Raw genomic sequence first — 23,074 nt, forward strand, 5'->3', positions numbered from 1 at the left:
TGGGTCACATGAGCACACTCGAGCCCGAGCGCGGGTCAGGTACGGGGACCCTCGTCGAGCCGACGCCGCAGGTGTCCCACGGTGACGGCGACCACGAGCGCTACGCCCATTACGTCCAGAAGGACAAGATCATGGCGAGCGCCCTCGACGGCACGCCCGTCGTGGCGCTCTGCGGAAAGGTCTGGGTACCGGGGCGCGACCCCAAGAAGTACCCGGTCTGTCCGATGTGCAAGGAGATCTACGAATCCATGGGCGCCGGCGGCGGCGACAAGGACAAGGGCGGCAAGGACAAGTAGCGGGCAGCGGGTGACGATGCCCTGACGTCGGGGACGGCCCCCGTCGTACGTACTCCGGTACGTACGACGGGGGCCGTTTCGCGTCTCGGGGCGAGGAAGTGGTCGAGACCTCTTGTGGGCGTGCCGGAGGCACGCCTAACCTCACGCGTGTTGTGCAGAACGAAACGCGCATTGCGCATGTTGCAACGCACGCATCCGGAGGGGATCCGTCATGAAGCTTCCTGCCCGAGCCGCCGCCCGCCTCACCCCCGGCCTCACCGCCCGCCTCACCGCCCCGGCCACCGCACTCCTGCTCGCCGGCCTCACCGCCACCGCCTGCGCGCCCCAGACCTCCGACGGCAAGGCCACGACGGACGAGAAGACCGGCACCCTGCGCGTCTGGCTCTTCCAGGAGGTGAGCAACAAGCCCAAGGAACAGGTCGTCGAGCAGGCCGTCGCCGCCTTCGAGAAGAGCCACCAGGGGGCGAAGGTCGAGGTCGAGTACATCCCCGTCGAGACCCGCGCCCAACGCGTCAAGGCCGCCTTCAACGACCCGAAGTCCGCGCCCGACCTCGTCGAGTACGGCAACACCGACACCGCCGGATACGTCAAGGACGGCGGACTCGCCGACATCAGCACCGAGTTCGCCGCCTGGGCCGAGGCCAAGGACACCGACCCCACCGCCAAGCAGTCCGTCACCGTCGGCGGAAAGGTCTACGGCGCCCCCCTCTTCGTCGGCGTCCGCGCCCTCTACTACCGCACCGACGTGTTCGGGGAACTCGGCCTCACCGCCCCCAAGACCCAGGCCGAACTCGTCTCCACCGCCAAGAAGATCCGCAAGGCGAAGCCCGAGCTCTACGGCATCGCTGTCGGCGGCGCCTACACCTACGGCGCCATGCCCTTCGTCTGGGCGGAGGGCGGCGAACTCGCCACCGCGAACGGCGACTCGTACAAGGCCGCCGTCAACAGCGAGGCCGCCCTCAGGGGCATCACCACGTACACCTCGCTCTTCGGCGACGACAACTGCCCGGCCGCCAAGTGCGCCCAGATGGGCGGCAACGCCACCGTCACCGCCTTCGCCTCCGGCAAGGCCGCCATGGCCATCGGCGGCGACTTCAGCCACGCCGCCGTCGAGGCCGGCACCGTCAAGGGCAAGTACGCGGTCGTCCCGCTGCCCGGCACCACCCCCGGCTCCATCGCCCCCGCCTTCGCCGGCGGCAACAACATCGGCGTCCTCAAGAGCACCTCGCACCGCAGCCTCGCCGTCGACCTCCTCAAGTCCCTGACCGGCAAGGAGACCCAGGGCCGCCTCTTCGACGCGATGGGCTTCCTCCCCACGTACACCGACGTACGGGCCGCCGCCGCCCAGCGCCAGCCCTTCGTGAAGCCCTTCATCGACACCCTCGGCGCCGGCACCAAGTTCGTCCCGGCGTCCCCCGGCTGGGGGCAGATCGACGCCTCCCTCGTCCTTCCCACGATGTTCCAGGAGGTCGTCAGCGGCCGTAAGGACGTCAAGGCGGCCGCCGACGACGCCGCGAAGAAGATGGACGCGGCCTTCGCGCCGGCGGGCTGAGCGGACCGATACGCATGACGACCCAGACCCCGCTTGCCGAGAAGCAGGCCGCTGCGGCCCCGCGTCCGGCCACCCCCGCCCCGCGCCGCCCCGGCATCAGGGGCCACCGCCCCTGGACCCCCTGGCTCTACCTCCTGCCCGCCCTCGCCGTCATCGGCGGACTCCTCGTCTACCCCGTCTACCAACTCGGCCTGATCTCCTTCCTGGAGTACACCCAGGCCCAGGTCAGCGGCGGCGAACCGACCTCCTTCAAGGGCTTCGGCAACTACACGGCCCTCTTCGCCGACCCCCAGTTCCGGCAGGTCCTCCTCGCCACCGTCCTCTTCGCCGCCGCCTGCGTCATCACCACGCTCGCCGTCGGCTGCGCCCTCGCCGTACTCCTCACGCGCGTGCGTGCCCTGCCCCGGCTCGTCCTGATGCTGGCCGCGCTCGGCGCCTGGGCCACGCCCGCGATCACCGGCTCCACCGTCTGGGTCTTCCTCTTCGACCCCGACTTCGGCCCCGTCAACAAGCTGCTCGGCCTCGGCGACTTCTCCTGGACGTACGGGCGGTACAGCGCCTTCGCCCTCGTCCTCCTCGAAGTCGTCTGGTGTTCCTTCCCGTTCGTGATGGTCACCGTCTACGCGGGCATCAAGGCCATCCCGTCCGAGGTCCTGGAGGCCGCCGCCCTCGACGGCGCCTCGCAGTGGCGGATCTGGCGCACGGTCATGGCGCCGATGCTCCGGCCGATCCTGGTCGTCGTCACGATCCAGTCGATCATCTGGGACTTCAAGGTCTTCACCCAGATCTACGTGATGACGAACGGCGGCGGCATCGCCGGCCAGAACCTCGTCCTCAACGTCTACGCCTACCAGAAGGCCTTCGCCTCCTCCGAGTACAGCCTCGGCTCGGCGATCGGCGTCGTCATGCTGCTGATCCTGCTGGCCGTGACGCTGGTCTACCTGCGCCTGCTGCGACGACAGGGAGAAGAGCTGTGAGCACATTCCGCATCAGGCGGCCCGCACGACCCGGACGCCTCGCCGCCGAGGCCGTCACCCTCCTCGTCGCCGCCGCCGTCGCCTTCCCGCTGTACTGGATGGTCCTCTCGGCCTTCAAACCGGCGGGCGAGATCCAGTCCACGAACCCCCGGCCCTGGACGCTCTCCCCGTCCCTCGACTCCTTCCGGCGCGTCTTCGAACAGCAGGAGTTCGGCCGCTACTTCCTCAACTCGCTGGTCGTCGCGGGCACGGTCGTCCTCGCCTCCGCCCTCATCGCCTTCCTCGCGGCGACGGCCGTCACCCGCTTCCGCTTCCGGTTCCGGACGACGCTGCTCATCATGTTCCTGGTCGCCCAGATGGTGCCGGTCGAGGCGCTCACCATCCCGCTCTTCTTCCTCATGCGGGACGCCGGCCAGCTCAACACCCTCGGCTCGCTGATCCTGCCGCACATCGCCTTCTCGCTGCCGTTCGCGATCTGGATGCTGCGCGGCTTCGTCAAGGCGGTGCCGGAGGCGCTGGAGGAGCAGGCCCAGATCGACGGCGCGAGCCGGACCCGGTTCCTGTGGCAGATCCTCTTCCCGCTGGTCTTCCCCGGCCTGGTCGCGACGAGCGTCTTCTCGTTCATCTCGACCTGGAACGACTTCCTCTTCGCGAAGTCGTTCCTCATCAGCGACACCTCGCAGTCGACCCTCCCGATGGCGCTGCTCGTCTTCTTCAAGCCCGACGAGAACGACTGGGGAGGCATCATGGCCGGGTCGACCGTGATGACGGTCCCGGTGCTCGTCTTCTTCGTACTCGTACAGCGCCGTCTGGTCTCCGGGCTGGGCGGGGCGGTGAAGGACTGACGCGATGACCTCCGACCGTGACCTGATCCCCGTACCGCTCCTCGTGGAGCGCCGTTCCACCCCCGGCACCGCGACGCTCGACGAGCGGACCACGCTCGACGCCGGGCCCGGCACCGGGTCCACCGCCCGCTGGCTCCGCGCCGCCCTCGGGGCCGCCACCGGACTGCCGCTCCCCGACGGCCCCGGCCCGTACGCGATCCGGCTGCGGATCAGCGCCGAGGTGGAGCGGGAGTACGGCCCCGAGGGCTACCGCCTCTCCACCGAGACCGCCGACGCGGCCGTCGTCATCGAGGGCGGCGGCCCCGCCGGGGTGTTCTGGGGCGCCCAGACCCTCCGTCAGCTGCTCGGCCCGGAGGCGTACCGCAAGGCGCCCGTGAGGGCCGGGGGCCCCGTCCTCCCGTACGTGACGATCGAGGACGCCCCCCGCTTCGGCTGGCGCGGCCTTCTCCTCGACGTCTCCCGGCACTTCCTCCCCAAGGACGACGTCCTGCGGTACCTCGACCTCCTCGCCGCCCACAAGCTCAACGTCTTCCACTTCCACCTCACCGACGACCAGGGCTGGCGCATCGAGATCAAGCGCTGTCCCCGGCTCACCGAGGTCGGCTCCTGGCGGGCCCGCAGCAAGTGGGGACACCGGGCCTCGCCGCTCTGGGACGACACCCCGCACGGCGGGTTCTACACCCAGGACGACATCCGCGAGATCGTCGCGTACGCCGCAGACCGGCACATCACCGTCGTCCCCGAGATCGACCTCCCCGGCCACTCGCAGGCCGCGATCGCCGCGTACCCCGAACTCGGCAACACCGACGTCGTCGACACCACCGCCCTCACCGTCTGGAACACCTGGGGCGTCAACCCCAACGTCCTCGCCCCCACCGAGGCCGTCCTGCGGTTCTACGAGGGCGTCTTCGAGGAGGTCCTCGACCTCTTCCCCTCGACCTTCGTCCACGTCGGCGGTGACGAGTGCCCCAAGGACCAGTGGAAGGCCTCCCCGGCCGCGCAGGCCAGGATCAAGGAGCTGGGGGTGGGGGACGAGGAAGGCCTCCAGTCCTGGTTCATCCGCCACTTCGACCGCTGGCTCACCGCCCGCGGCCGGCGCCTCATCGGCTGGGACGAGATCCTGGAGGGCGGCCTTGCGGAGGGAGCGGCCGTCTCCTCCTGGCGGGGGTACGGGGGTGGGATCGCCGCCGCCGAGGCCGGGCACGACGTCGTCATGTGCCCCGAGCAGCAGGTGTACCTGGACCACCGTCAGGCGCCGGGCGAGGACGAGCCGATGCCCATCGGGTACGTCCGCACCCTGGAGGACGTCTACCGCTTCGAGCCTGTCCCGCCGGGCCTCTCGCCCGAGGCCGCCGCCCACATCCTGGGCACCCAGGCCAACGTCTGGACCGAGGTCATGGAGAACCGCGCCCGGATCGACTACCAGGCCTTCCCCCGCCTCGCCGCCTTCGCCGAGGTCGCCTGGTCCGCGCTGCCCGCGCCGGGGGCGCGCGACTACGCCGGCTTCGAGCGCCGTATGGACACGCACTACCGGCGCCTCGACGCCCTCGGCGTCGACTACCGGCCGCCCACGGGACCACGTCCGTGGCAGCGGCGCCCGGGGGTCGTCGGGCGACCGCTGGAGGGCACGCCCCCGATCGTGTGACCTGATCCCGACCCCGCCCCCGACCCGAACCCGAGTCGGCTCCCGAGCCGGCGTCCCCCTGCTCACCCAAGTGCGGCGAAACGGAAGTTACCGTCGCTCCTCGGGGCGTCCCGGACGGAACAGTCCTTCGCGGACCCTCGCGCCGGACCGCTCGGAAGATGTGCCAGAGTTGCCACGTCCGGCGTGTGAGCACGTACGGTACGCCCACACGCAGGCGCGACCGCCGGGCACAGTCGGGGACCACCGGGACACCGGGAAGGGGCAGCGGGTTGACCACGCACGCACCACAGACGGCGCAGTCCGTGACGCTGCCCGCCTCGCTCGACGAGGCCGTGGCGGCGCTCACGGCCATGCCGGCCGCCGTCCCCGTCGCCGGTGGCACCGACCTCATGGCCGCCGTCAACAAGGGCCAGCTCCGCCCCGCCGGACTCGTCGGCCTCAGCCGCATCAACGAGATCCGCGGCTGGCAGTACCAGGACGGACACGCCCTCCTCGGCGCCGGCCTCACCCACGCGCGCATGGGCCGCCCCGACTTCGCCGCCCTCATCCCGGCCCTCGCCGCCGCCTCCCGCGCCGCCGGACCGCCCCAGATCCGCAACGCGGGCACCCTCGGCGGCAACGTCGTCACCGCCGCCCCGACCGGCGACTCGCTGCCCGTCCTCGCCGCCCTCGAAGCCGACCTGGTCGTCCTCGGGCCGCTCGGCAGCCGCGAGATCCCCGTCTCCCACCTGCTCGCGGGCCGCGACCTCCTCGCCCCCGGCGAGCTCGTCGCCTTCGTCCGCGTCCCGCTGCTCCACGCCCCCCAGGTCTTCGTCAAGGCCACCGGCCGCACCGGCCCCGCCCGCGCCACCGCCTCCGTCGCCGTCGTCCTCGACCCGGCCCGGCGCGGGGTGCGCTGCGCGGTCGGCGCCGTCGCCCCGATGCCGCTGCGCCCGCTGGAGGCGGAGCGCTGGATCGCCTCGCTCGTGGACTGGGACAACGACCGGGGCCTCGCGCCCGAGGCGCTCGCGGCGTTCGGCGAGTACGTCGCCGCCGCCTGCATCCCGGACCCGCCGGGCGACGAAGCGTTGCCCCCGGCCGTACTGCACCTGCGGCGCACCGTCGCCGCACTCGCCCGACGGGCACTGGGGAGGGCACTGTCGTGAGCAGCAACGACCAGCAGCACCAGGACTCCGGCGGCTGGGAGCCGATCCCGCAGAGCGAGGGGTACGACGGGGACGCGACCGCGTTCGTCCAGCTCCCGCCGGACTTCATGCTGGACGGCGTACCCCTGGAGGCCCCAGGGCACGGCTACGTACCGCCGATGATCACCCCGCTCCAGCCCCTCACCCCGTCGCCGGCGACGGACCCGGCGGCGACGGGCACGTGGGCGGTGCACCTGCCGACGCAGGCGGAGCAGCCGCGGTACGCCGAGCAGACGCAGTACTTCGACGGGAACGAGTACGCGGAGCAGGGCCAGGCGCGGTACTTCCCGCAGCAGGGCGCCGAGTACGCGGAGCGGCCCGAGCACTTCGGGCAGGCTCCGACGGGGCGGGCCGAGCACTTCGAGTACGGCGAGCAGGACCCGCACGCGACGGCCGAGTGGCGTTTCACGGGGGCGATGGCGCCCCCCGCGGGACCCGGCTCGACGGGCCAGTGGGAGATCCCGGCCGTACCGGCCGCGGTGGACCCGATGGACACGGTGGAGGCTGGAGAGACGGGGGAGGCGGCGGCTGAGACCGAGGCCTCCGGGCCGGGGGCGCCGGGCGACGCGGGCGAGTTCGCCGCGTCGGCCATCAGGCCGTACGCCGAGGCGCCGGCGACCCTGCCGGGCGGCGCGCCCGCGCCGTGGGCGCTCCCGGAGGAGCCGGCGGCGGAGGTCACGGACCGGCAGGTGGAGGCCGGTGGCCCGGTCGAGGCGGAGGCCGAGGCACCGGCGGAGGTGCTGGTAGAGGCCCCGGCGGAGGCTCTGGTCGAGCCGACCGACGACGACGGGACAGACACACCCGAAGGGACGACGGCCGCCACCCCCGAGGACACGCCCACCGCCACGGCCACTGCCAACCAGAGCGTCGACGAGAGCGCAGGCGTCGACGAGAGCGCAGGCGTGGGCGCGAGCACCCACGCCCACGCCTCCACGGACAGCGACGAGCACCCCCACACCTCGTACACCCTCCGGGTCAACGGCGCGGACCGCCCCGTGACCGGCTCCTGGATCGGCGAGTCCCTGCTGTACGTCCTGCGGGAGCGTCTCGGTCTCGCCGGGGCCAAGGACGGCTGCTCGCAGGGCGAGTGCGGCGCGTGCAACGTGCAGGTCGACGGCCGTCTCGTCGCCTCCTGCCTCGTCCCGGCGGCGACTGCCGCCGGGAGCGAGGTGCGGACGGTCGAGGGCCTCGCGGCCGACGGGGAGCCCTCCGACGTGCAGCGGGCCATGGCCAAGTGCGGCACCGTCCAGTGCGGCTTCTGCATCCCCGGCATGTGCATGACCGTGCATGACCTGCTCGAGGGCAACCACGCCCCCACGGAGCTGGAGACCCGCCAGGCGCTGGCAGGCAACCTGTGCCGCTGCTCCGGCTACCGGGGCGTGCTCGAAGCCGTACGGGACGTCGTCGCCGAGCGCGAGGCGAGCGCGGCGGCCACCGCGGCCGAGGGCGCCGACGAGCCCCGTGTCCCGCACCAGATTCCGCACCCGCACGACGGAGGCATGGCGTGAGCACCGACGCGACCACCGCCGTTCCCACGGCTCTGGACATCCCCGGCCCCCTGGGGCCCCTGGGCCAGGAGCAGGCCGCGCACGGCCTCGGCACCTCGCTCCCGCAGGCCGAGGCACGCGCGAAGACCGAGGGCACCTTCCCGTACGCCTCCGACCTGTGGGCCGAGGGGTTGCTCTGGGCGGCGATCCTGCGTTCCCCGCACCCCCACGCGCGCGTGGTGTCCGTCGACACCAGCGCGGCGACGGCCATGCCGGGCGTACGGGCCGTGGTGACGGCCGCCGACGTGCCGGGCGCGGCGACGTACGGCCGCCGGGTCGCGGACCGGCCCGTCTTCGCGTCGGACCTGGTCCGGCACCACGGCGAGGCCCTCGCCGCGGTCGCGGCCGACCACCCCGACACGGCGCGGCTGGCCGCTGCGGCGATCACCGTCGAGTACGAGGTGCTCGACCCGGTGACGGACCCGGAGAAGGCGTTCGCGGCGGAGGCGCTGCACCCCGACGGGAACCTGATCCGGCACATCCCGCTGCGCTTCGGGGACCCGGACGCGGCGGGCGAGGTCGTCGTCGAGGGCCTGTACCGGATCGGGCGCCAGGACCCGGCGCCGATCGGCGCGGAGGCGGGTCTCGCCGTACCGCGCCCGGACGGCGGGGTGGAGCTCTACACCGCGTCCACCGACCCGCACACCGACCGGGACCTGGCGGCCGCCTGCTTCGGCCTGCCGCCCGAGCAGGTTAAGCTGGTCGTCACCGGCGTCCCCGGCGCCACGGGCGACCGTGAGGACCCGGGCTTCCAGATCCCGTTGGGCCTGCTGGCGCTGCGTACCGGTTGCCCGGTGAAGCTCACCGCCACGCGCGAGGAGTCGTTCCTCGGCCACGCCCACCGCCACCCGACCCTGCTGCGCTACCGGCACCACGCGGACGCGGAGGGGCGCCTGGTGAAGGTGGAGGCGCAGATCCTGCTCGACGCGGGCGCGTACGCGGACTCCTCGTCGGAGTCCCTCGCGGCGGCCGTGGCCTTCGCCTGCGGCCCGTACGTCGTGCCGCACGCCTTCGTCGAAGGGTGGGCGGTCCGTACGAACAACCCGCCGTCCGGCCATGTGCGGGGCGAGGGCGCGATGCAGGTGTGCGCGGCGTACGAGGCGCAGATGGACAAACTGGCGGCGAAACTGGGCGTGGACCCGGCCGAGCTGCGCATGCGGAACGTCATGGCGACGGGCGACATCCTGCCGACCGGCCAGACGGTGACCTGCCCGGCACCGGTGGCCGAACTCCTGTCCGCAGTCCGTGACTTCCCGCTTCCCCCCCTCCCCAAGGACACCCCGGAGGGCGACTGGCTGCTGCCCGGCGGCCCCGAGGGCGCGGGCGAACCGGGCGCGGTGCGGCGCGGTGTGGGTTACGCGCTCGGCATGGTGCACATGCTGGGCGCGGAGGGCACCGACGAGGTGTCGACGGCGACGGTACGGGTGCAGGACGGGGTGGCGACGGTCATCTGCTCGGCGGTGGACACCGGTTCGGGCTTCTCGACGCTCGCGCGCCAGATCGTGCAGGACACCCTCGGCATCGACGAGGTGCACGTCGCGCCCGTCGACACCGACCAGCCGCCGGCGGGCCCGGCGGCCCACGGCCGCCACACCTGGGTCTCGGGCGGGGCGGTGGAACGGGCCGCGAAGATGGTCCGCACGCAGCTTCTCCAGCCGCTGGCCCACCAGTTCGGCATGTCGACGGAGCTCCTCCAGATCACCGACGGCAAGATCACCTCGTACGACGGGGTCCTCTCGACGACGGTCACCGAGGCGATGGACGGCAAGGAACTCTGGGCCACGGCCCAGTGCCGCCCGCACCCCACGGAGCCGCTCGACGACTCGGGCCAGGGCGACGCGTTCGTGGGCCTGGCGTTCTGCGCGATCCGCGCGGTGGTCGACGTGGACATCGAACTCGGCGCCGTACGGGTCGTGGAGATGGCCGTCGCCCAGGACGTCGGCCGCATCCTGAACCCGGCCCAACTCGCCACCCGCATCGAGGCGGGCGTCACCCAAGGCGTCGGCGCGGCCCTGACGGAGAACCTCCGCACCGCCCGCGGCCTGGTCCGGCACCCCGACTTCACGGGCTACGCACTCCCGACATCCCTGGATGCCCCGGACATTCGCATCGTGAAACTGGTCGAGGAACGCGACGTGGTGGCCCCCTTCGGTGCGAAGGCAGCCAGCGCGATCCCGGTCGTCACCTCACCGGCCGCAGTGGCCTCAGCGGTACGCGCGGCAACGGGCCGCCCGGTCAACCGCCTCCCGATCCGCCCCCAGGCGGCGGTCGCCGTGCCCAATTCGTAACCATGTGATGTCCGTTGCTTGTGCAACCCCGGGGTGCGCACTGTCGTCGTTCCCAACTACAGTGAACTTCTAGACTTGTGCGGTACACAGCATGGTGGTTCACACGGGGGAGGAGCGCGGGCATGGAAGCCTACGTGGGCGGGGGCGCGTACGGGATGCAGGGCATGAGCGCGGATGCCGTGCGCTACAACACCGAGTCGATGACGGAGTTCAAGTCGAGCATCGACGGTCTGATCGACATGCTCACCTCCTCCGAAGCAGACAAGACCAAGATGAACGCCGAACCGGTGCTGCGCGTTCAGTTCGGCGGCGGCGGTGCGGCCTGGAGCGAGGCGAACGGCGTCCACACGTCGTACACGACCGTCCTCAGGCAGCTGACGGAACTCTCCGGTCTGCTGCAGGACTGCTTGGAGGGCCTCGGGATCGCGGTCGTCGCGTCGAAGGACGGCTTCCAGCAGATGGACGACGACATCAAGCAGAAGATGATCGGGATCCACCAGCGAACCTGGGAAGCCAAGCAGAAGGCCGACCAGGAAGCGGGCCGCGGCGCCTCGGCGAACGAAGCCAACGAGACGGCCGAAGGCGACGACGACGGCCTCAAGTAGGCGGACGCGGACGGAATTTCGGGGACACGGGGAAGAGGCGAAAGATGAGTCCTGCACAGGGCGGCGGAGGCGGCGGTACCAACTTCCACTCCATGACACACCAGGACATGCTGGCCTGGCTGGACGAAGCCAGTGAGCCGGGTGTGAGGATCGCGGGCGACCGCTTGCAGGCGGCGGCCGTGGAACTGCACCGCATCGCCGGCCAGCTCAAGAACCGCACCGGCCGGGTGGAATGGACGGGCAAGGCGGAGAAGGCCTTCACCGAGTGGGCCGAGAGCGTGGTGAGCTCGACGTACAAGCTCGGCGACTACAGCTCCCACTCGGCCGAGTGGATGCACCGCGCGGCGCAGGCCATCGCCCTCGCCAAGAGCGCCATCCCGCGCTACACCTCCCACGAGTCGGCCAAGGCGAACCTGGAAGCCGCGCAGAAGTACCGCAACGACCCCGACTCGGCGACGGTCGCCCGCAACGCCCAGAAGGCGATGGCCGCCAGCGACCAACTCGACGCCATCCTGGCCAAGGAAACGGCGAACAAGCAGGCGGCGGCGGACGAGATGAAGAAGCTCTCGTCCGCGTACCAGTGGTCGAGCTTCCAGATGACGAGCTTCGCACCGCCGACGTTCCCGCCGCCGCCGGGGGACTTCGTGCCGGCGGACCCCGGTCGTAGCCGCATCAGCGAGAACGAGTCATCCGCGTACTCGACGAATCGCGAGAGCAGCACGACAAGCACCACAAGCACCACCAGGGGCGACACGTCGACGACCCGTCAGCAGACCGAGACCCCTGCGACGCCCGACACGCGCACCGTGTCGCCGTCCGATGACCCGACCGGGCCGACGCACGTCATCCGGCCGGAGCCGCGGCCCGACACCCCCGTGGACCTCGGCATCGACAGCGTGGACACCCTGCCGCCGACCACGACCGGTCCGACGACGCAGACCCCCGGCGGTCCGCCGCCGGTCACCAAGCCGGACGGGGCTGCACCCCCGTTCGTCACCACCGGCGTGCCTCCGCTGCAGGTGAAGGGCAACCCGGGGCCCCAGGGCCGCACCATGCCCGTCACCGGCGGCACCGGCAACCCGCGCGGCCCGATCACCGGCGGCCCGCGCGGCCTGCCGGGCGTCCCCGGCCCGCTCGGCGGCACCCGCGAGGGCGTCAGCGGCGGCCGTGCGGTACCCAGCACCACAGGCAGGCCCGCGACTGGCATCCCGCGCAGCACCGTCATCGGCACCGAGGCCGGCGGTCGCAACGGAACGGCCATGGGCCGCGGCCCGATGGGCGGCGGTATGGGCGGCGCGATGGGCGGCGGCATGGGCGCCGGACAGAACGGCATCAGCGGCGGCCGCCGCCTCGCCGGCGAGACCGGCGGAGTGGTCGGCGGCAAGGCGCAGCGCGCCGGCGCCGCAGGTGCCGCGGGTGCCGTAGGCGGTGCCGCACGCCCCTTCACGCCCGGTGGCTCCGGCCTCGTGCGCGGAGGCTCCACGCCGGCCGGTCGCGAGCGCGAGGAACAGAACGGCGAGCGTCCCGACTATCTTGTCGAGGACGAGGAGACCTGGCAGCAGGGCAACCGCCGCACGGCGCCGCCCGTCATCGACTGAACAGCGCGAGGAAGCAGATGCGTACCAGCAGTATTCGTCGGAGCCGTGCCCGAGTCACCGCCTCGGCCGCCTTGGGGATGCTGCTGGTGGGCATCACTTCCGCTCCCGCCCAAGCAGCGGGCGAACGGGATCGTCAGTGGCACCTCACCGCGATGGGCGCCGAAGAGATCTGGCAGATCAGCACCGGTAAGGGCGTCACGGTCGCCGTGATCGACACTGGTGTGGAGGACAACCATCCCGACCTTCGAGGTCAGGTACTCGACGGCAAGGACATGGCCCCCCATGCGCAGGGGGATGAGCACACCGACGTCGAAGGCCACGGCACGGGCATGGCGGGACTCATCGCCGGAACCGGCCAGGCCAATGGAGGCGCGGGCGCCTTCGGGCTCGCCCCTGGGGCGAAGATCCTTCCGATCCGGCTGCCGGCCCCCGATCAGAACGGCAGCGCCGCGGACTCCGACGAGCAGTTCAACAAATTTGCCTCCGAGGCAATCCGTTTCGCCGTTGACTCCGGTGCCAAGGTGCTCAACATCTCGCAGGGTGCCACAAGCGGCTCGGAGCAGCTCACGGACGCCGTGCAGTACGCCTTGGACAAGGGCGCGTTGGTCTTCGCCTCCGTGGGGAACACGGGTGACAAGGCGAACCGGACGGAATATCCGGGGGCGACCCCTGGTGTCGTCGGCGTTGGCGCCGTCGACCGGAAACTGAAGCGTGTCCCGATGTCCCAGTACGGCCCCCAGGTCGACGTCGTGGCCCCCGGCAAGGACATGGTCGCCGCTTGCAGCGGTGGCCGTGTCTGCACGTCGAGCGGTACGAGTGATGCCACCGCCCTCGCCTCCGCCGCAGCCGCGCTGATCTGGTCGAAGCACCCCGACTGGACCAACAACCAGGTCCTGAAGGTCATGCTCAACACGATCGCGGCACCCAAGGACGGCGCGAAGCGCAGCGACTTCATCGGCTACGGAGCCATCCGGCCCCTCCGTGCCCTGAAGACCCCCGGCGACCCCGGCCCGGCCGGCGTCCGGCCCATCGCGGACCTTGAGGAGAACGTGTCCGCCGCACCGTCCGCCTCCGCTTCCGCACCCGCCTCCGCGTCGGCGGACCCGGCGACTTCGGCGCCCTCTGCTCCCGCACCCGCCCCCGCCCCCCAGGCGGCAAGCGCGGACGGCGGCAACAGCGGCCTCTGGATCGGCCTCGGCATCGGCGCGGCGGTGCTGATCGGTGCCGCCGTCGCCGTACCCGTACTCCGTTCGCGGCGGGGCTGAGTCCGACCCGCCGCTGGACGTCCGTAACGCACCCATGGGGAAGTAAGCAGAGATGTCGTTCGACGAGGAGTGGAGCCAAGCCCGCGGCCAGGCCGTGGCGACGAGGCTGAACAGCGTGCCCGCCGACCCCGGCGGTGGCGGTGGCTCCAGCGACTACAAGGTGACGTCCGCCGAGCTCAAGGCGGTCGGCAACGAGGCGCAGGAGCTCTTCCACTGGTTCGAGCGGGACGCGTTCCACGCGGGCGCGCAGACGAACGCGGCCTCCAAGAGCCTGGACGGCGACGGCTTCCTGACCGGGTCGGCGATGTGGACGATGTGGGACACCTGGCGCGGTCAGGCGGAGACGCTCCTCAGCGCCTGCGCGCACATCCACAACCACCTCGAAGACACCGTCATCAGTCATACGAACCATGAAGAAGTGCTGGTCACGAACTTCTCCATCTCCACGATCGACAAGCACTTCAACTGAGCCAAGGCCGGTGACGCCGCCGGCGACGAAGCCGACCGCGTCGGCTGACGAGGGAAACAGATGCTGAAGTTCGACCAGGTCCTCCATGCCCGGCTCGGCAGTCTCAAGGAGGCTGTCACCGTCTGGTCGGAGACGGTGTCCAAGCTGGAGAAGGCCAAGGAGAAGGCGGAGACCGGCCTCCAGAGCAAGGCCGAGAAGGCCGACTGGAAGGGCGAGAACGCCGGGGTGACGCAGGCGTTCGTCCGCAAGACCGCCAAGGAGTTCGGCGACGCCCTCACCGAGGCGAGCAGCATCCGCAACATCCTGCGGGACGCGGAGAGCGAGTTCCGGGCCGCGAAGACCGAGCTGGAGAAGCTGGTCGCGGAGGCCCCCGGCAAGGGACTGCGTATCGACCAGCAGGGCACCGTCAGCCATCTGATCCGCCCCGACAGCCGGTCCAAGGACTACGACGGGCCGAAGCCCGAGGCGGCTGACTTCGAGGCCATGAACGCGGCGATCAAGGCCGCGATCGACCGGGCGAACAACGCCGACGACGTGGCCTCCCGCGCCCTGCGCGGCCTCGTCGGCACGGACCAGAACAACTTCTCCGGTACGAAGTACGACTCCCTCAAGGCCGCCTCGAAGGCGCAGGACGCCGAGGACGCGCACGCCGCCTACGAGCTGTACAAGAAGGGCGACGAAGCCACCCCGCAGGAGATCGACAAGCTCAACGCCCTCTTCAAGGCCAACCAGAAGGACCCGTACTTCGCCGAGAAGTTCGCCCTGGAGGTCGGGCCGAAGGGCAGCATGGAGTACTGGGCCGACATGGGCGACCCCAGCGACGGCTCCCGGCTCGGCGTCGACCACCGCGACAAGCTGAAGGAACTCCAGACGAACTGGAGCATGACGCTCGCCACGGCGACCCACTCCACCAGCCCCGAGATGGAGCAGTGGAAGGCCGACGTCATCAAGGCCGGAAGCGAGCCCATCCAGACGCGCGGCACCAGCCCGTACGGCTTCCAGGTCATGAGCAACCTGATGCGGGTCGGCGACTACGACGACAAGTTCCTGAAGGACTACGGCAACGGGCTCGTCGTCACCGAGCGGAAGATGACCCACGACGGACGGCTGCCCGCCGACCGGGCGTGGCAGCAGATGAGCGGGATGCCGAGCCATCTGAACTGGCAGGGCGGCGACCTCGGCCAGGACCCCGTGATCGGCTTCATGGAGGCGCTCGGGCACAACCCCAAGGCGTCGACGGAGTTCTTCAACAGCTCCATCGACGTCACGCCCGAGAACAGCAAGGACGACAAGAAGCTCGACCCCTTCGACTACTTCTCCAAGGACCGCCAGTGGCCCGAGGAGCTGAACGACAAGGGCGACCGGACGAGGGAGCCGGGCTACAACGCACTCGGCCACGCCCTGGAGTCCGCGACCACCGGCCACCCGTACGACGCCGAGGCCGAGGGCCTCAAGGACGTGCGGACCAAGGAGAACGCGGAGGTCATGCAGAAGGTCGTCGAGCGGTACGGCAGCGACCCGAAGTACATGCACGAGCAGCCGGGCATCGACGACAGCCTGGGCAAGATGGGCGCCGCCTACATCGACGAGCTGAACCGCTCCCTGGAGACGAACAGCGACACGACGATGGAAGAGCAGGAGCGCTCGCCCTTCGGCGCCAACGACGCCAAGGGCAAGTCCCGGTTCGGCGAGGAATTCGACACCGGGCTGCTCTGGAACCGCGGCGATGCCATCAACTTCATGGGCATCGTGTCGCAGAGCGAGAGCGGGCATTCCACTCTCTCGGCGGCCGAGTCGTTGTACACGACGAGCGTCCTCGAGCAGGTGGGCCCGAAGCCCGGCACCGACTTCGAGGAACGGGACCTCACCGACGCGCGGACCACCTTGCGCATCGGATCGGAGGCGCAGGGCATCATGGACGGGTCCCGCATGGCGCAGATCGACATGGACTACGAGAAGGACTCCGAGGAGCACAAGAAGGCCGTCGCCAAGACGACCGAGTGGGTCAAGTTCGGAGTGGGAGCGGTCGCCGCGGGTGGCGTCGTCGCCCTGACCGGCGGCGCCGCCGCCGGCGTCCTCGTACCTCTGGCCGCCGAGACGGTGGGCGGCGCGGTGACGACCTTCATCGGTATGGAAGCCGATGACATGGCGGAGAAGTACGAGAAGGACGAAATGCTCAAGAAGAACTCGGACGAGCTGAAGGAGACAGCGCTGAGCGACGGCAAGGAGAACTCGCTCAGGCCGGGCATCGCCTACGCGACGGCCCCCGGCTGGACCTATGACCAGCGCAACCAGCTCAACGAGGACCTGGTCGACCACATCCGGACCGGGCGCCTGCACGCACAGGACAACAACCTCCCCGACCCGTACGAGAAGAAGGACTGACATGCGGTCTGCGCTGGCGGGTATCGGTGCGGCCCTTGCCATGGCCGCGCTCCTCACGGGCTGCTCCGACGGCGGCGACGGGGAGGCCGCGCAGGAACCGGAGGGCCTGACGGCGGCCGAGGCCTGCGGGGGTTTCGCCAAGGAGTCCTCCACCGCGGCCGCGCTCAAGGCTGTCCTGGATAGCGAGCGTTTCGAGGACGACCGGTCGAAACCGGACAAGGCCCTCGACGCGCTGCGGGGCGATTCCCGTGCACCACGGGCCGACTCCTACCAGCCGCAGGCGGTGCGCTACTGCGGCCTGGACCCGGCCGAGGGCGGGCCGAAGGACCTCAGGATCGAGCTGGTCGCTGTCGGCAAAGGCCCGTACCTCAACTCGGAACTCGCCAAGTCGGTGACCTCCTACGCCACGGGACTGCAGGCCTTCTCCTCCGCCGGGCTCGGCAAGCTCTACTTCACCTGCCGTCTCAAGGCGCCCGCCCACGACATCGTCGTCGAGACGACCATCTGGGGTCCGGCAGGCCACCCCGACACCGACCTGGAACAGCGGACCAGGCTGATCACCCTCGCCAACGCGGCGGCCCGGCAGGTCTCGGCCGAGCTGGGGTGCGCGGACACGGGCTTGGCCGAAGGCGTGCCCGCGACGAAGCGGTCGTGAGAAGGGCGAGGGTGTCGGCTCACGTGCCGTAGACCGGCATGGCCGCGACCCTTCCGCCGCGGGCGATGAAGACGCGATGGGCGTCGCTCGCCATCCGGTAGGGGCCCTCCCGCTGCATCTTCACGGTGAACAGGGAGGCGCCGCCGACGTTCCTCTTGACCACGGTGACGGAGCTGTCGTCGGCTTCCGGAAGCCAGACCGTCGCCCCTTCCACGACGGGTGCGGTGAGGGTGCTCCCCGGGCTCTCCATGATCTGCGTCCACTCGGTGGTCGCGGTTCGGACGTCGGGCACGGTGCGGTAGTGGAGGGCCCTGTAGCCGTCGACCGCGAAGACGGAATCGCCGTCGGCGGTCGGACTGCCCCAGCCGTTCCCTTCGGAGAGGTTGTGGCCCCTTTCCTTCCAGAAGAAGTCGCCGCCGGTAAGGCGTCGGGCCATCAGCTGGGAGCCGCCGAGGTACACGGTGTCGCCACTGATCGAGGGGATCTGGCCGTGGGTGCCCTGGTCCTTGATCTGCCAGGCGGTCTCGCCGGTGGCGGTGTCCAGGACGGTGACGCGGCCGTCCCTGCCGTGGACCACGAGCCGCTTCCCGCCGACTGCGGCCCTGGCGGGACCTTCCGCGGCGCGGGGAGACGTCATCGGGCGGGTCCAGGTGGTGGCGAGGGTCCAGGCGTCGACTGCGCGCAGCTCGTCGTTCTTCGTCACCAGGTAGACGTGGGTGTCGTCCGCGGCGAGTACGTTGCTCACTTCCGACTGGGTCTGCCAGACGGGGCTGCCGGTAGAGGCGACGAAGGAGTGCAGGACGCCGTCGTCGTCGACGCCGACGACGAGCCGGTCGGCGACGGAGACGAATCCGGCGTCCGCGTCGATGTCCTTGGCCCGCCACCGCTCCTTCCCGTCCGTGACGGAGAGGGCGAGCAGCCCGCCCGTCTTCGCCTGCATCAGCACCACGTCTCGCACGGGGAGCAGCGTCTCCCCTTCCGGGGAGGCGACGTCGAGAGGGCCCCACAGCGCGTCCGGGGCTTTGCCCGGCTCGCTGTCGATGAGTGAGACGAAGGCCGCTTCGGGGGTGGCGACGGCCGGGGGCACGTCGGCGGTCGGGGACTTCTCCCCGTCGCGGTTCAGCCACCAGGCGCCGGCGCCTCCGCCTGCCCCCAGGACCGCCACGGCCGCCGCCGCGCCGGTGAGGAAGCGGCGGCGGGACGGCGAGGACGACGGTACGGCGGTGTCCGCGGGTGCCGTCAGACGCTTCGTTGCTGTCTCGCGTCGTTTGATGTCGTCGGCCAGCGGCCCCTTGCGCCAGGCGCGGTCGGCGCCCTTCGGCGGGGCGAACGCCTCGGCGATCCGCGGGGGCGCCGGGCGGTGGACCGGGTCCTTCGCCAGGCACGGGCCGATCAGCTCCTGGAGCCCCGGCGGCACCAGGCTCAGGTCCGGGGCGCCGTGCACGACCTCGTACTGGACCGCCGCCACGTGCGCCCCGTCGAAGGTGCGCCGCCCGCTCGCCGCGTACGCGAGGACCGCGCCGAGGGAGAAGACGTCCGACGCCGGTCCGACGCGCTGACCGAGGACCTGCTCCGGAGCCCCGTACCCCGGCGTCACCGGGATCTGGCCCGTCGTCGTGAGGGTCAGGCCGTGCTCGGGGCGCGCGATGCCGAAGTCGATGACCCGCGGGCCGGTCGAGGTGAGCACGATGTTCGCGGGCTTGAGGTCGCGGTGGACGAGTCCGGCCACGTGGATGTCGTGGAGGGTACGGGCGAGCTGGGCGGCCAGGGCGCGCACGGTGGCCTCGTCCATTGGTCCGTACGCGCGGACGGCCTCGTCCAGCGTCGGGCCGGCGAGGAACTCGGCGGCGATCCACGGCCGGCCGCCCTCGGTCTGCGCCCCCAGGACCCGCGCCACGCCCTTGCTGGTGACGGCCCGCGCCATGTCGGCCTCGCGGACGAACCGCTGGGCGAGGTGCTGGTCGTGGGCGAGTTCGGGGCGGAGGACCTTGACGGCGGCGGGTGTTCCGGCGCCGTCCCTGCCGACGTACACCTTGCCCATGCCACCCTCGCCGAGGACGCCGAGCAGGCGGTACGGGCCGAGCCGGAGCGGGTCGCCGGTGGCGAGGGGCTGTGTGGTCACGTGAGATTCCAGGTCCGTGGGAAGGGAGGGGCGAAAGCAGCGGATCAGGTGGGGGCGAAAGCGGCGGATCAGGTGGGAGGGCGGAGCGGCCGATCAGGAGGGAGTGCCGGAGGTGGCGGCCTCAGGCGAAGGGAATGGCGACGACGGACGACATCCCGGCCCCGATGATCCGGTTCCGTGCCCTGTCGACGACGTACCGGGTGGCATCCGTCGGGAACACCCAGGCCGAGCTGCGGGTCGTCCGGTCGATCGCGCTCAGACCACCCCGGACGGGTGCGTACACGTACTTCGTCCCGACCACGGGGACCGTGAACAGCTCCGGGGTCAGGCTGCGGCCCGAGGGGGCTTCCTCCCAGCGCTTGTCACCCTTCTCGGCGCCGACGACCACGAGCCCGCGGCCGCTCTCGTTCGCGTGGACGAGACCGCCGGCGACGGCAGGCAGCCCGTAGAAAGAGCCGCTGCCGTACTCCCACGCGGTCCCGCCGTCGGTGAGGCGCAGCGCCCGGAGGCGGTCACCGCCGACGTAGAGGTGCCGGTCGTCGGCCGCCAGCTGGCCGGGCTTGAACGACTGGGAGTCCTTCAGGGGGATGGACCGCTGCCACAGTTGCCGGCCGGTGCGCACGTCCCTGGCCTGGACGACGAACGACTCCAGGTCGCCGCTGTTCTTGCCGAGGACCAGCCGGTCGCCGACGACCTGGGAGAGCCAGGGGCGGACGCCGTCCCACTTGTACGGGTGGCGCCATGCCTCCTTGCCCGTGCGCGGATCGACGGCGATCAGATGCCAGCCGGTCTCCCGAGCCTCCAGGTCGTCCGTATGTCTGCCGAGCCGTGAGGCGGCGAAGAGGCGTCCGCCGGCGGCGGTGAGAAGCTGCGTGCCGAACTGCGAACCCTCGAAGCCCTTGAGCTCGATCAGCCGGGCGGCCTCCTCGCCGGTGCGGGGCGCGAGGGTCCGGATCTGCAGGATCCCCGGCCCCTGGCTAGGACCGTCGGACGCGTAGAAGTACGTGCCGTCCGAGGTGACCTGCTGGGGCTCCATCACCCTCCAGTCGGTCCACAGCTCGGCGCCGCTGTCCAGGGCGCGAGCCCGGAAGGAGACGGTCTCGGCGAAGCCCACGACGTCACCGGCGATCAGCTGCGTCGTGCTCTCCTCGCGGTCCAGGGCTTCCTTCCGCCAGAGCGGCGCCGGCGCGCCGTCCGAAGCCGTCGTGGCGGGGATCGCGGTGGGAGCGGGGGCGCCGGCGGACGTCTTGGCGGTGTCCTCCCGCGACCCCAGCCACGCCCACACGCCCGCGCCCGCCCCCGCCAGGCCCAGCAGGGAGCCGCCGCCCAGGGTGAGGGCGCGGCGGCGGGAGAGGGGGGTGCTCGGGGTGGTCTCCGCGATCGCCGACTCCGCCGGGGCCGGGAGGCGGTGCGGTGTGTGCAGCCAGACGTCCGTCGCGCGGCGGGCGATGTCGGTGAGGAGCAGCGGCGGGAGGTGGTCGGCGAACTCGCCGTGGCCGTCGTGGAGGTGGTCGGACAGGGTGCCGGTGGTGGGGCGGGCCGTCGGGTCCTTGGCGAGGCAGGCCGTCAGGAGCGGCAGCAGGGCTTCCGGTACGCCCGTGAGGTCGGGGTCGGCGTAGCGGACGCGGTAGAGGAGGTCGGCGGGGGAGCCCGTACCGAAGGGGCCGTGGCCCGTGGCGGCGAAGACGAGGACGCCGGCGAGGGCGAACACGTCACCCGCCGGGGGGTGTTCCTGGCCGCTCGCCTGCTCCGGCGACATGAAGGCGGGTGTGCCTGCCGCCGCTCCCGTACGCGTCAGGTGGTCGTCGCCGGCCGCGCGGGCGATGCCGAAGTCGATGATCTTCGGGCCGTACGCGGTGACGAGGACGTTCGACGGCTTGAGGTCCCGGTGCACCACGTCCGAGGAGTGCAACTGGGCGAGCGCCCCGGCGAGTGCGGCCCCCAGGGCCCGGACGGTCGGTTCCGGCAGCGGGCCGCCGAGGGCGACGGCGTCGTCGAGCGGCGGACCGAGGACGTACTCGGTGGCCAGCCACGGCGTCTCCGCCAGCGGATCCGCGTCGACGACGGCCGCGCCGTGCCGGGCGCCGATGATCCGCGCCGCGTCCGTCTCCAGCCGGAACCGGGCCCGGAAGGCGGGGTCGGTGGCGAGGCGGGCGTGCACTGTCTTCAGGGCGACGGTACGGCCGCCGGGGGTGCGCGCCAGGTACACCGTGCCCATGCCGCCGGAGCCCAGGCGGGCGAGGAGACGGTACGAGGCGACGGCGGCCGGGTCGTCGTGGGTCAGGGGCGACAGCATGAGGTCAGGTCCGTCAGATCCAGGGAGGGAGGGCGGGGAGGGAGGGGGCTCTGCGAGCCGTGGGGCCTTCAGACCCCGGTCGGCGCCGGGAGTTCGGCGGCGAGGAGTTCGGAGGACTGGCGGGCGAGCGCGGCCACCACCCGGCCCGGCAGCCAGCCGGGGGTGAGGAGGGAGCCGGCCGAGTTCAGGACCGTCTCGTGCGCGGTCGGCGGCGCGAGCGAGGCCATCAGGGCGGCGGCCGTGGGCCGGTCGGCCGGGTCGCGGGCCAGGCAGGAGGCGATCGGCGGGCGCAGCGCGGGCGGGATCTCGTCCCGCTCGGGGACGGTGTGGCCGGTGGCGGCGTACGCGAGGACGGCGCCGAGCGCGAAGACGTCGCCCGGCGGGCGGGGTCGGCCGCCCGCGGCCTGCTCGGGGGCGAGCGCCCCCGGGTCGAGGCCGGGCAGGCCGGTGCGCGGCTCGCCGTCGGCCGCGGCGGCCCGTACCGCCCCGAAGCAGGTCAGCCGGGGGCCGTCCGCGGTGAGCAGGACGGCGGCCGGGGACACCCCGGCGTGCGTGAGGCCCTGGCCGTGCGCGGCGGCCAGCGCCTCGGCCAGGGCGACCCCGACGGCGCGGACGGTGGCCTCGGGCAGCGGGCCGCCGTGGACGGCCAGGGCCACGGGGAGGGGGAGCGCCGGGACGTACGGGCTCGCGTACCAGGGGGCCTCGCCGGGTCCCGCCACGCCCGTCACCGGGGCGATCCAGGGCCCGAGGAGGTAGCGGGCGGCCTCGGCCTCGGCGGCGAACCGCGCGGGGTCGGTGCCCGGCAGCGGGGCGTGGAGCAGGACGGTGTGCTCGCCGTCCTCGGTCCGGGCCACGAACCGGCGGCAGGGCGGCGGGGGGTGGGGCGGGTCGAGCCGGGTGATCAGCCGGTACGGGCCGATCCGGCGGGCGGAATCGTGCGGGGGCCGCGTGGGTCCCTGTGGGGGTTGCGCGGGCGGGTGGGCGGGTCCCTGTGGGGGTTGCGCGGTCGGGTGGGCGTGTCCCTGCGGGGGTTGCGCGGGCGGGTGGGCGTGTCCCTGCGCGGGGGGCGCGGTCGGGTGGGCGTGTCCCTGCGGGGGTTGCGCGGTGCGTCCCGTCGCTTCCTGCGGGGGCTGCGCGGTGCGTCCCGTCGCTTCCTGCCGCGCCCGCCCGGTCCGTCCCGTCGCTTCCGGCTCGGGACGCGCGGACTCCTGCTGGCTGCGCGGCTGTTCCGCCGGCCCTGCTCCCCGTCGTTCCACCGGTCCTGCCCCCGTCGTCCGTGCGCGCCCCGTGGTGACGGGGGCGGGTCGAGCCTATCGAGGTGGGGGCGGGGGGCCGTGCCCGGGAG

The 23,074-nt window shown here is 72.1% G+C and carries 17 protein-coding genes; 14 read left to right on the forward strand and 3 right to left on the reverse strand.

Annotated features, from left to right (window positions below; all coding sequences use genetic code 11):
- The first annotated feature begins 8 nt into the window (after positions 1-8).
- The 14 genes from ABT034_RS25985 (at position 9) to ABT034_RS26050 (ending at position 17,311) form a co-directional block, all read left to right on the forward strand.
- A complete protein-coding gene (locus ABT034_RS25985; RefSeq protein ID WP_351219202.1) occupies positions 9-296 on the forward strand; it encodes a DUF3039 domain-containing protein in 288 nt (95 codons plus the stop codon).
- 211 nt (positions 297-507) lie between these two features.
- Positions 508-1,848, forward strand: a complete 1,341-nt coding sequence (locus ABT034_RS25990; RefSeq protein ID WP_351219204.1) for an extracellular solute-binding protein — start codon at positions 508-510, stop codon at positions 1,846-1,848.
- 14 nt (positions 1,849-1,862) lie between these two features.
- Entirely contained in the window at positions 1,863-2,825 is a 963-nt protein-coding gene (locus ABT034_RS25995; protein ID WP_351219206.1) for a carbohydrate ABC transporter permease, read from the forward strand.
- Positions 2,822-3,670 carry a carbohydrate ABC transporter permease gene (locus tag ABT034_RS26000; protein ID WP_351219208.1) on the forward strand — a complete coding sequence of 283 codons (849 nt, stop codon included), beginning with the start codon at positions 2,822-2,824 and terminating at the stop codon, positions 3,668-3,670. The genes ABT034_RS25995 and ABT034_RS26000 overlap by 4 nt, the downstream gene beginning before the upstream one ends.
- A 4-nt stretch (positions 3,671-3,674) precedes the next feature.
- Positions 3,675-5,315, forward strand: coding sequence for a beta-N-acetylhexosaminidase (locus tag ABT034_RS26005; protein WP_351219210.1), 1,641 nt, complete (start codon positions 3,675-3,677; stop codon positions 5,313-5,315).
- A 269-nt stretch (positions 5,316-5,584) separates the two neighbouring features.
- Entirely contained in the window at positions 5,585-6,460 is an 876-nt protein-coding gene (locus ABT034_RS26010; protein ID WP_073913361.1) for an FAD binding domain-containing protein, read from the forward strand.
- Complete coding sequence (locus ABT034_RS26015; RefSeq protein ID WP_351219213.1) at positions 6,457-8,007, forward strand: 2Fe-2S iron-sulfur cluster-binding protein; 1,551 nt, start codon at positions 6,457-6,459, stop codon at positions 8,005-8,007. Before ABT034_RS26010 ends, ABT034_RS26015 begins: the two co-directional genes overlap by 4 nt.
- Complete coding sequence (locus ABT034_RS26020; protein ID WP_502973056.1) at positions 8,004-10,334, forward strand: xanthine dehydrogenase family protein molybdopterin-binding subunit; 2,331 nt, start codon at positions 8,004-8,006, stop codon at positions 10,332-10,334. Before ABT034_RS26015 ends, ABT034_RS26020 begins: the two co-directional genes overlap by 4 nt.
- Positions 10,335-10,456: 122 nt before the next feature.
- Positions 10,457-10,939 carry a DUF2563 family protein gene (locus ABT034_RS26025; RefSeq protein ID WP_351219215.1) on the forward strand — a complete coding sequence of 161 codons (483 nt, stop codon included), beginning with the start codon at positions 10,457-10,459 and terminating at the stop codon, positions 10,937-10,939.
- 92 nt (positions 10,940-11,031) lie between these two features.
- Positions 11,032-12,537 carry a hypothetical protein gene (locus ABT034_RS26030; RefSeq protein WP_351219218.1) on the forward strand — a complete coding sequence of 502 codons (1,506 nt, stop codon included), beginning with the start codon at positions 11,032-11,034 and terminating at the stop codon, positions 12,535-12,537.
- Between the two features lie 77 nt (positions 12,538-12,614).
- Positions 12,615-13,802: a type VII secretion-associated serine protease mycosin gene (gene mycP, locus ABT034_RS26035; RefSeq protein WP_351219268.1), complete on the forward strand. Its 1,188-nt coding sequence runs from the start codon at positions 12,615-12,617 to the stop codon at positions 13,800-13,802.
- Positions 13,803-13,854: 52 nt separating this feature from the next.
- Positions 13,855-14,271, forward strand: coding sequence for a hypothetical protein (locus tag ABT034_RS26040; RefSeq protein ID WP_351219220.1), 417 nt, complete (start codon positions 13,855-13,857; stop codon positions 14,269-14,271).
- Positions 14,272-14,331: 60 nt separating this feature from the next.
- Positions 14,332-16,656: a DUF6571 family protein gene (locus ABT034_RS26045; RefSeq protein WP_351219222.1), complete on the forward strand. Its 2,325-nt coding sequence runs from the start codon at positions 14,332-14,334 to the stop codon at positions 16,654-16,656.
- Between the two features lies 1 nt (position 16,657).
- Positions 16,658-17,311 carry a hypothetical protein gene (locus ABT034_RS26050; RefSeq protein ID WP_351219224.1) on the forward strand — a complete coding sequence of 218 codons (654 nt, stop codon included), beginning with the start codon at positions 16,658-16,660 and terminating at the stop codon, positions 17,309-17,311.
- Positions 17,312-17,330: 19 nt separating this feature from the next.
- Here the strand turns inward: ABT034_RS26050 and ABT034_RS26055 are convergent, their stop codons facing one another.
- The 3 genes from ABT034_RS26055 to ABT034_RS26065 form a co-directional block, all read right to left on the reverse strand.
- Positions 17,331-19,433 (reverse strand): serine/threonine-protein kinase, encoded by a 2,103-nt coding sequence (locus tag ABT034_RS26055; protein WP_351219226.1) that lies wholly within the window; start codon positions 19,431-19,433, stop codon positions 17,331-17,333.
- A 121-nt stretch (positions 19,434-19,554) separates the two neighbouring features.
- Positions 19,555-21,729 carry a protein kinase domain-containing protein gene (locus ABT034_RS26060; protein WP_351219228.1) on the reverse strand — a complete coding sequence of 725 codons (2,175 nt, stop codon included), beginning with the start codon at positions 21,727-21,729 and terminating at the stop codon, positions 19,555-19,557.
- Positions 21,730-21,797: 68 nt separating this feature from the next.
- Positions 21,798-22,649, reverse strand: a complete 852-nt coding sequence (locus ABT034_RS26065; protein ID WP_351219270.1) for a protein kinase family protein — start codon at positions 22,647-22,649, stop codon at positions 21,798-21,800.
- Between the last annotated feature and the right edge of the window lie 425 nt (positions 22,650-23,074).

This window comes from Streptomyces sp. NPDC002773 (assembly GCF_040295605.1).
GTDB lineage: Bacteria > Actinomycetota > Actinomycetes > Streptomycetales > Streptomycetaceae > Streptomyces.

Excerpts from the sequence above, each read along its gene's own strand:
- ABT034_RS26045 (WP_351219222.1), top strand. The coding sequence starts at position 14,332 with ATGCTGAAGTTCGACCAGGTCCTCCATGCCCGGCTCGGCAGTCTCAAG.
- ABT034_RS26005 (WP_351219210.1), top strand. The coding sequence starts at position 3,675 with ATGACCTCCGACCGTGACCTGATCCCCGTACCGCTCCTCGTGGAGCGC.
- ABT034_RS25995 (WP_351219206.1), top strand. The coding sequence starts at position 1,863 with ATGACGACCCAGACCCCGCTTGCCGAGAAGCAGGCCGCTGCGGCCCCG.
- ABT034_RS26050 (WP_351219224.1), top strand. The coding sequence starts at position 16,658 with ATGCGGTCTGCGCTGGCGGGTATCGGTGCGGCCCTTGCCATGGCCGCG.
- ABT034_RS26040 (WP_351219220.1), top strand. The coding sequence starts at position 13,855 with ATGTCGTTCGACGAGGAGTGGAGCCAAGCCCGCGGCCAGGCCGTGGCG.
- ABT034_RS25990 (WP_351219204.1), top strand. The coding sequence starts at position 508 with ATGAAGCTTCCTGCCCGAGCCGCCGCCCGCCTCACCCCCGGCCTCACC.
- ABT034_RS25985 (WP_351219202.1), top strand. The coding sequence starts at position 9 with ATGAGCACACTCGAGCCCGAGCGCGGGTCAGGTACGGGGACCCTCGTC.
- mycP (WP_351219268.1), top strand. The coding sequence starts at position 12,615 with ATGCTGCTGGTGGGCATCACTTCCGCTCCCGCCCAAGCAGCGGGCGAA.
- ABT034_RS26030 (WP_351219218.1), top strand. The coding sequence starts at position 11,032 with ATGACACACCAGGACATGCTGGCCTGGCTGGACGAAGCCAGTGAGCCG.
- ABT034_RS26025 (WP_351219215.1), top strand. The coding sequence starts at position 10,457 with ATGGAAGCCTACGTGGGCGGGGGCGCGTACGGGATGCAGGGCATGAGC.
- ABT034_RS26060 (WP_351219228.1), bottom strand. The coding sequence starts at position 21,729 with ATGCTGTCGCCCCTGACCCACGACGACCCGGCCGCCGTCGCCTCGTAC.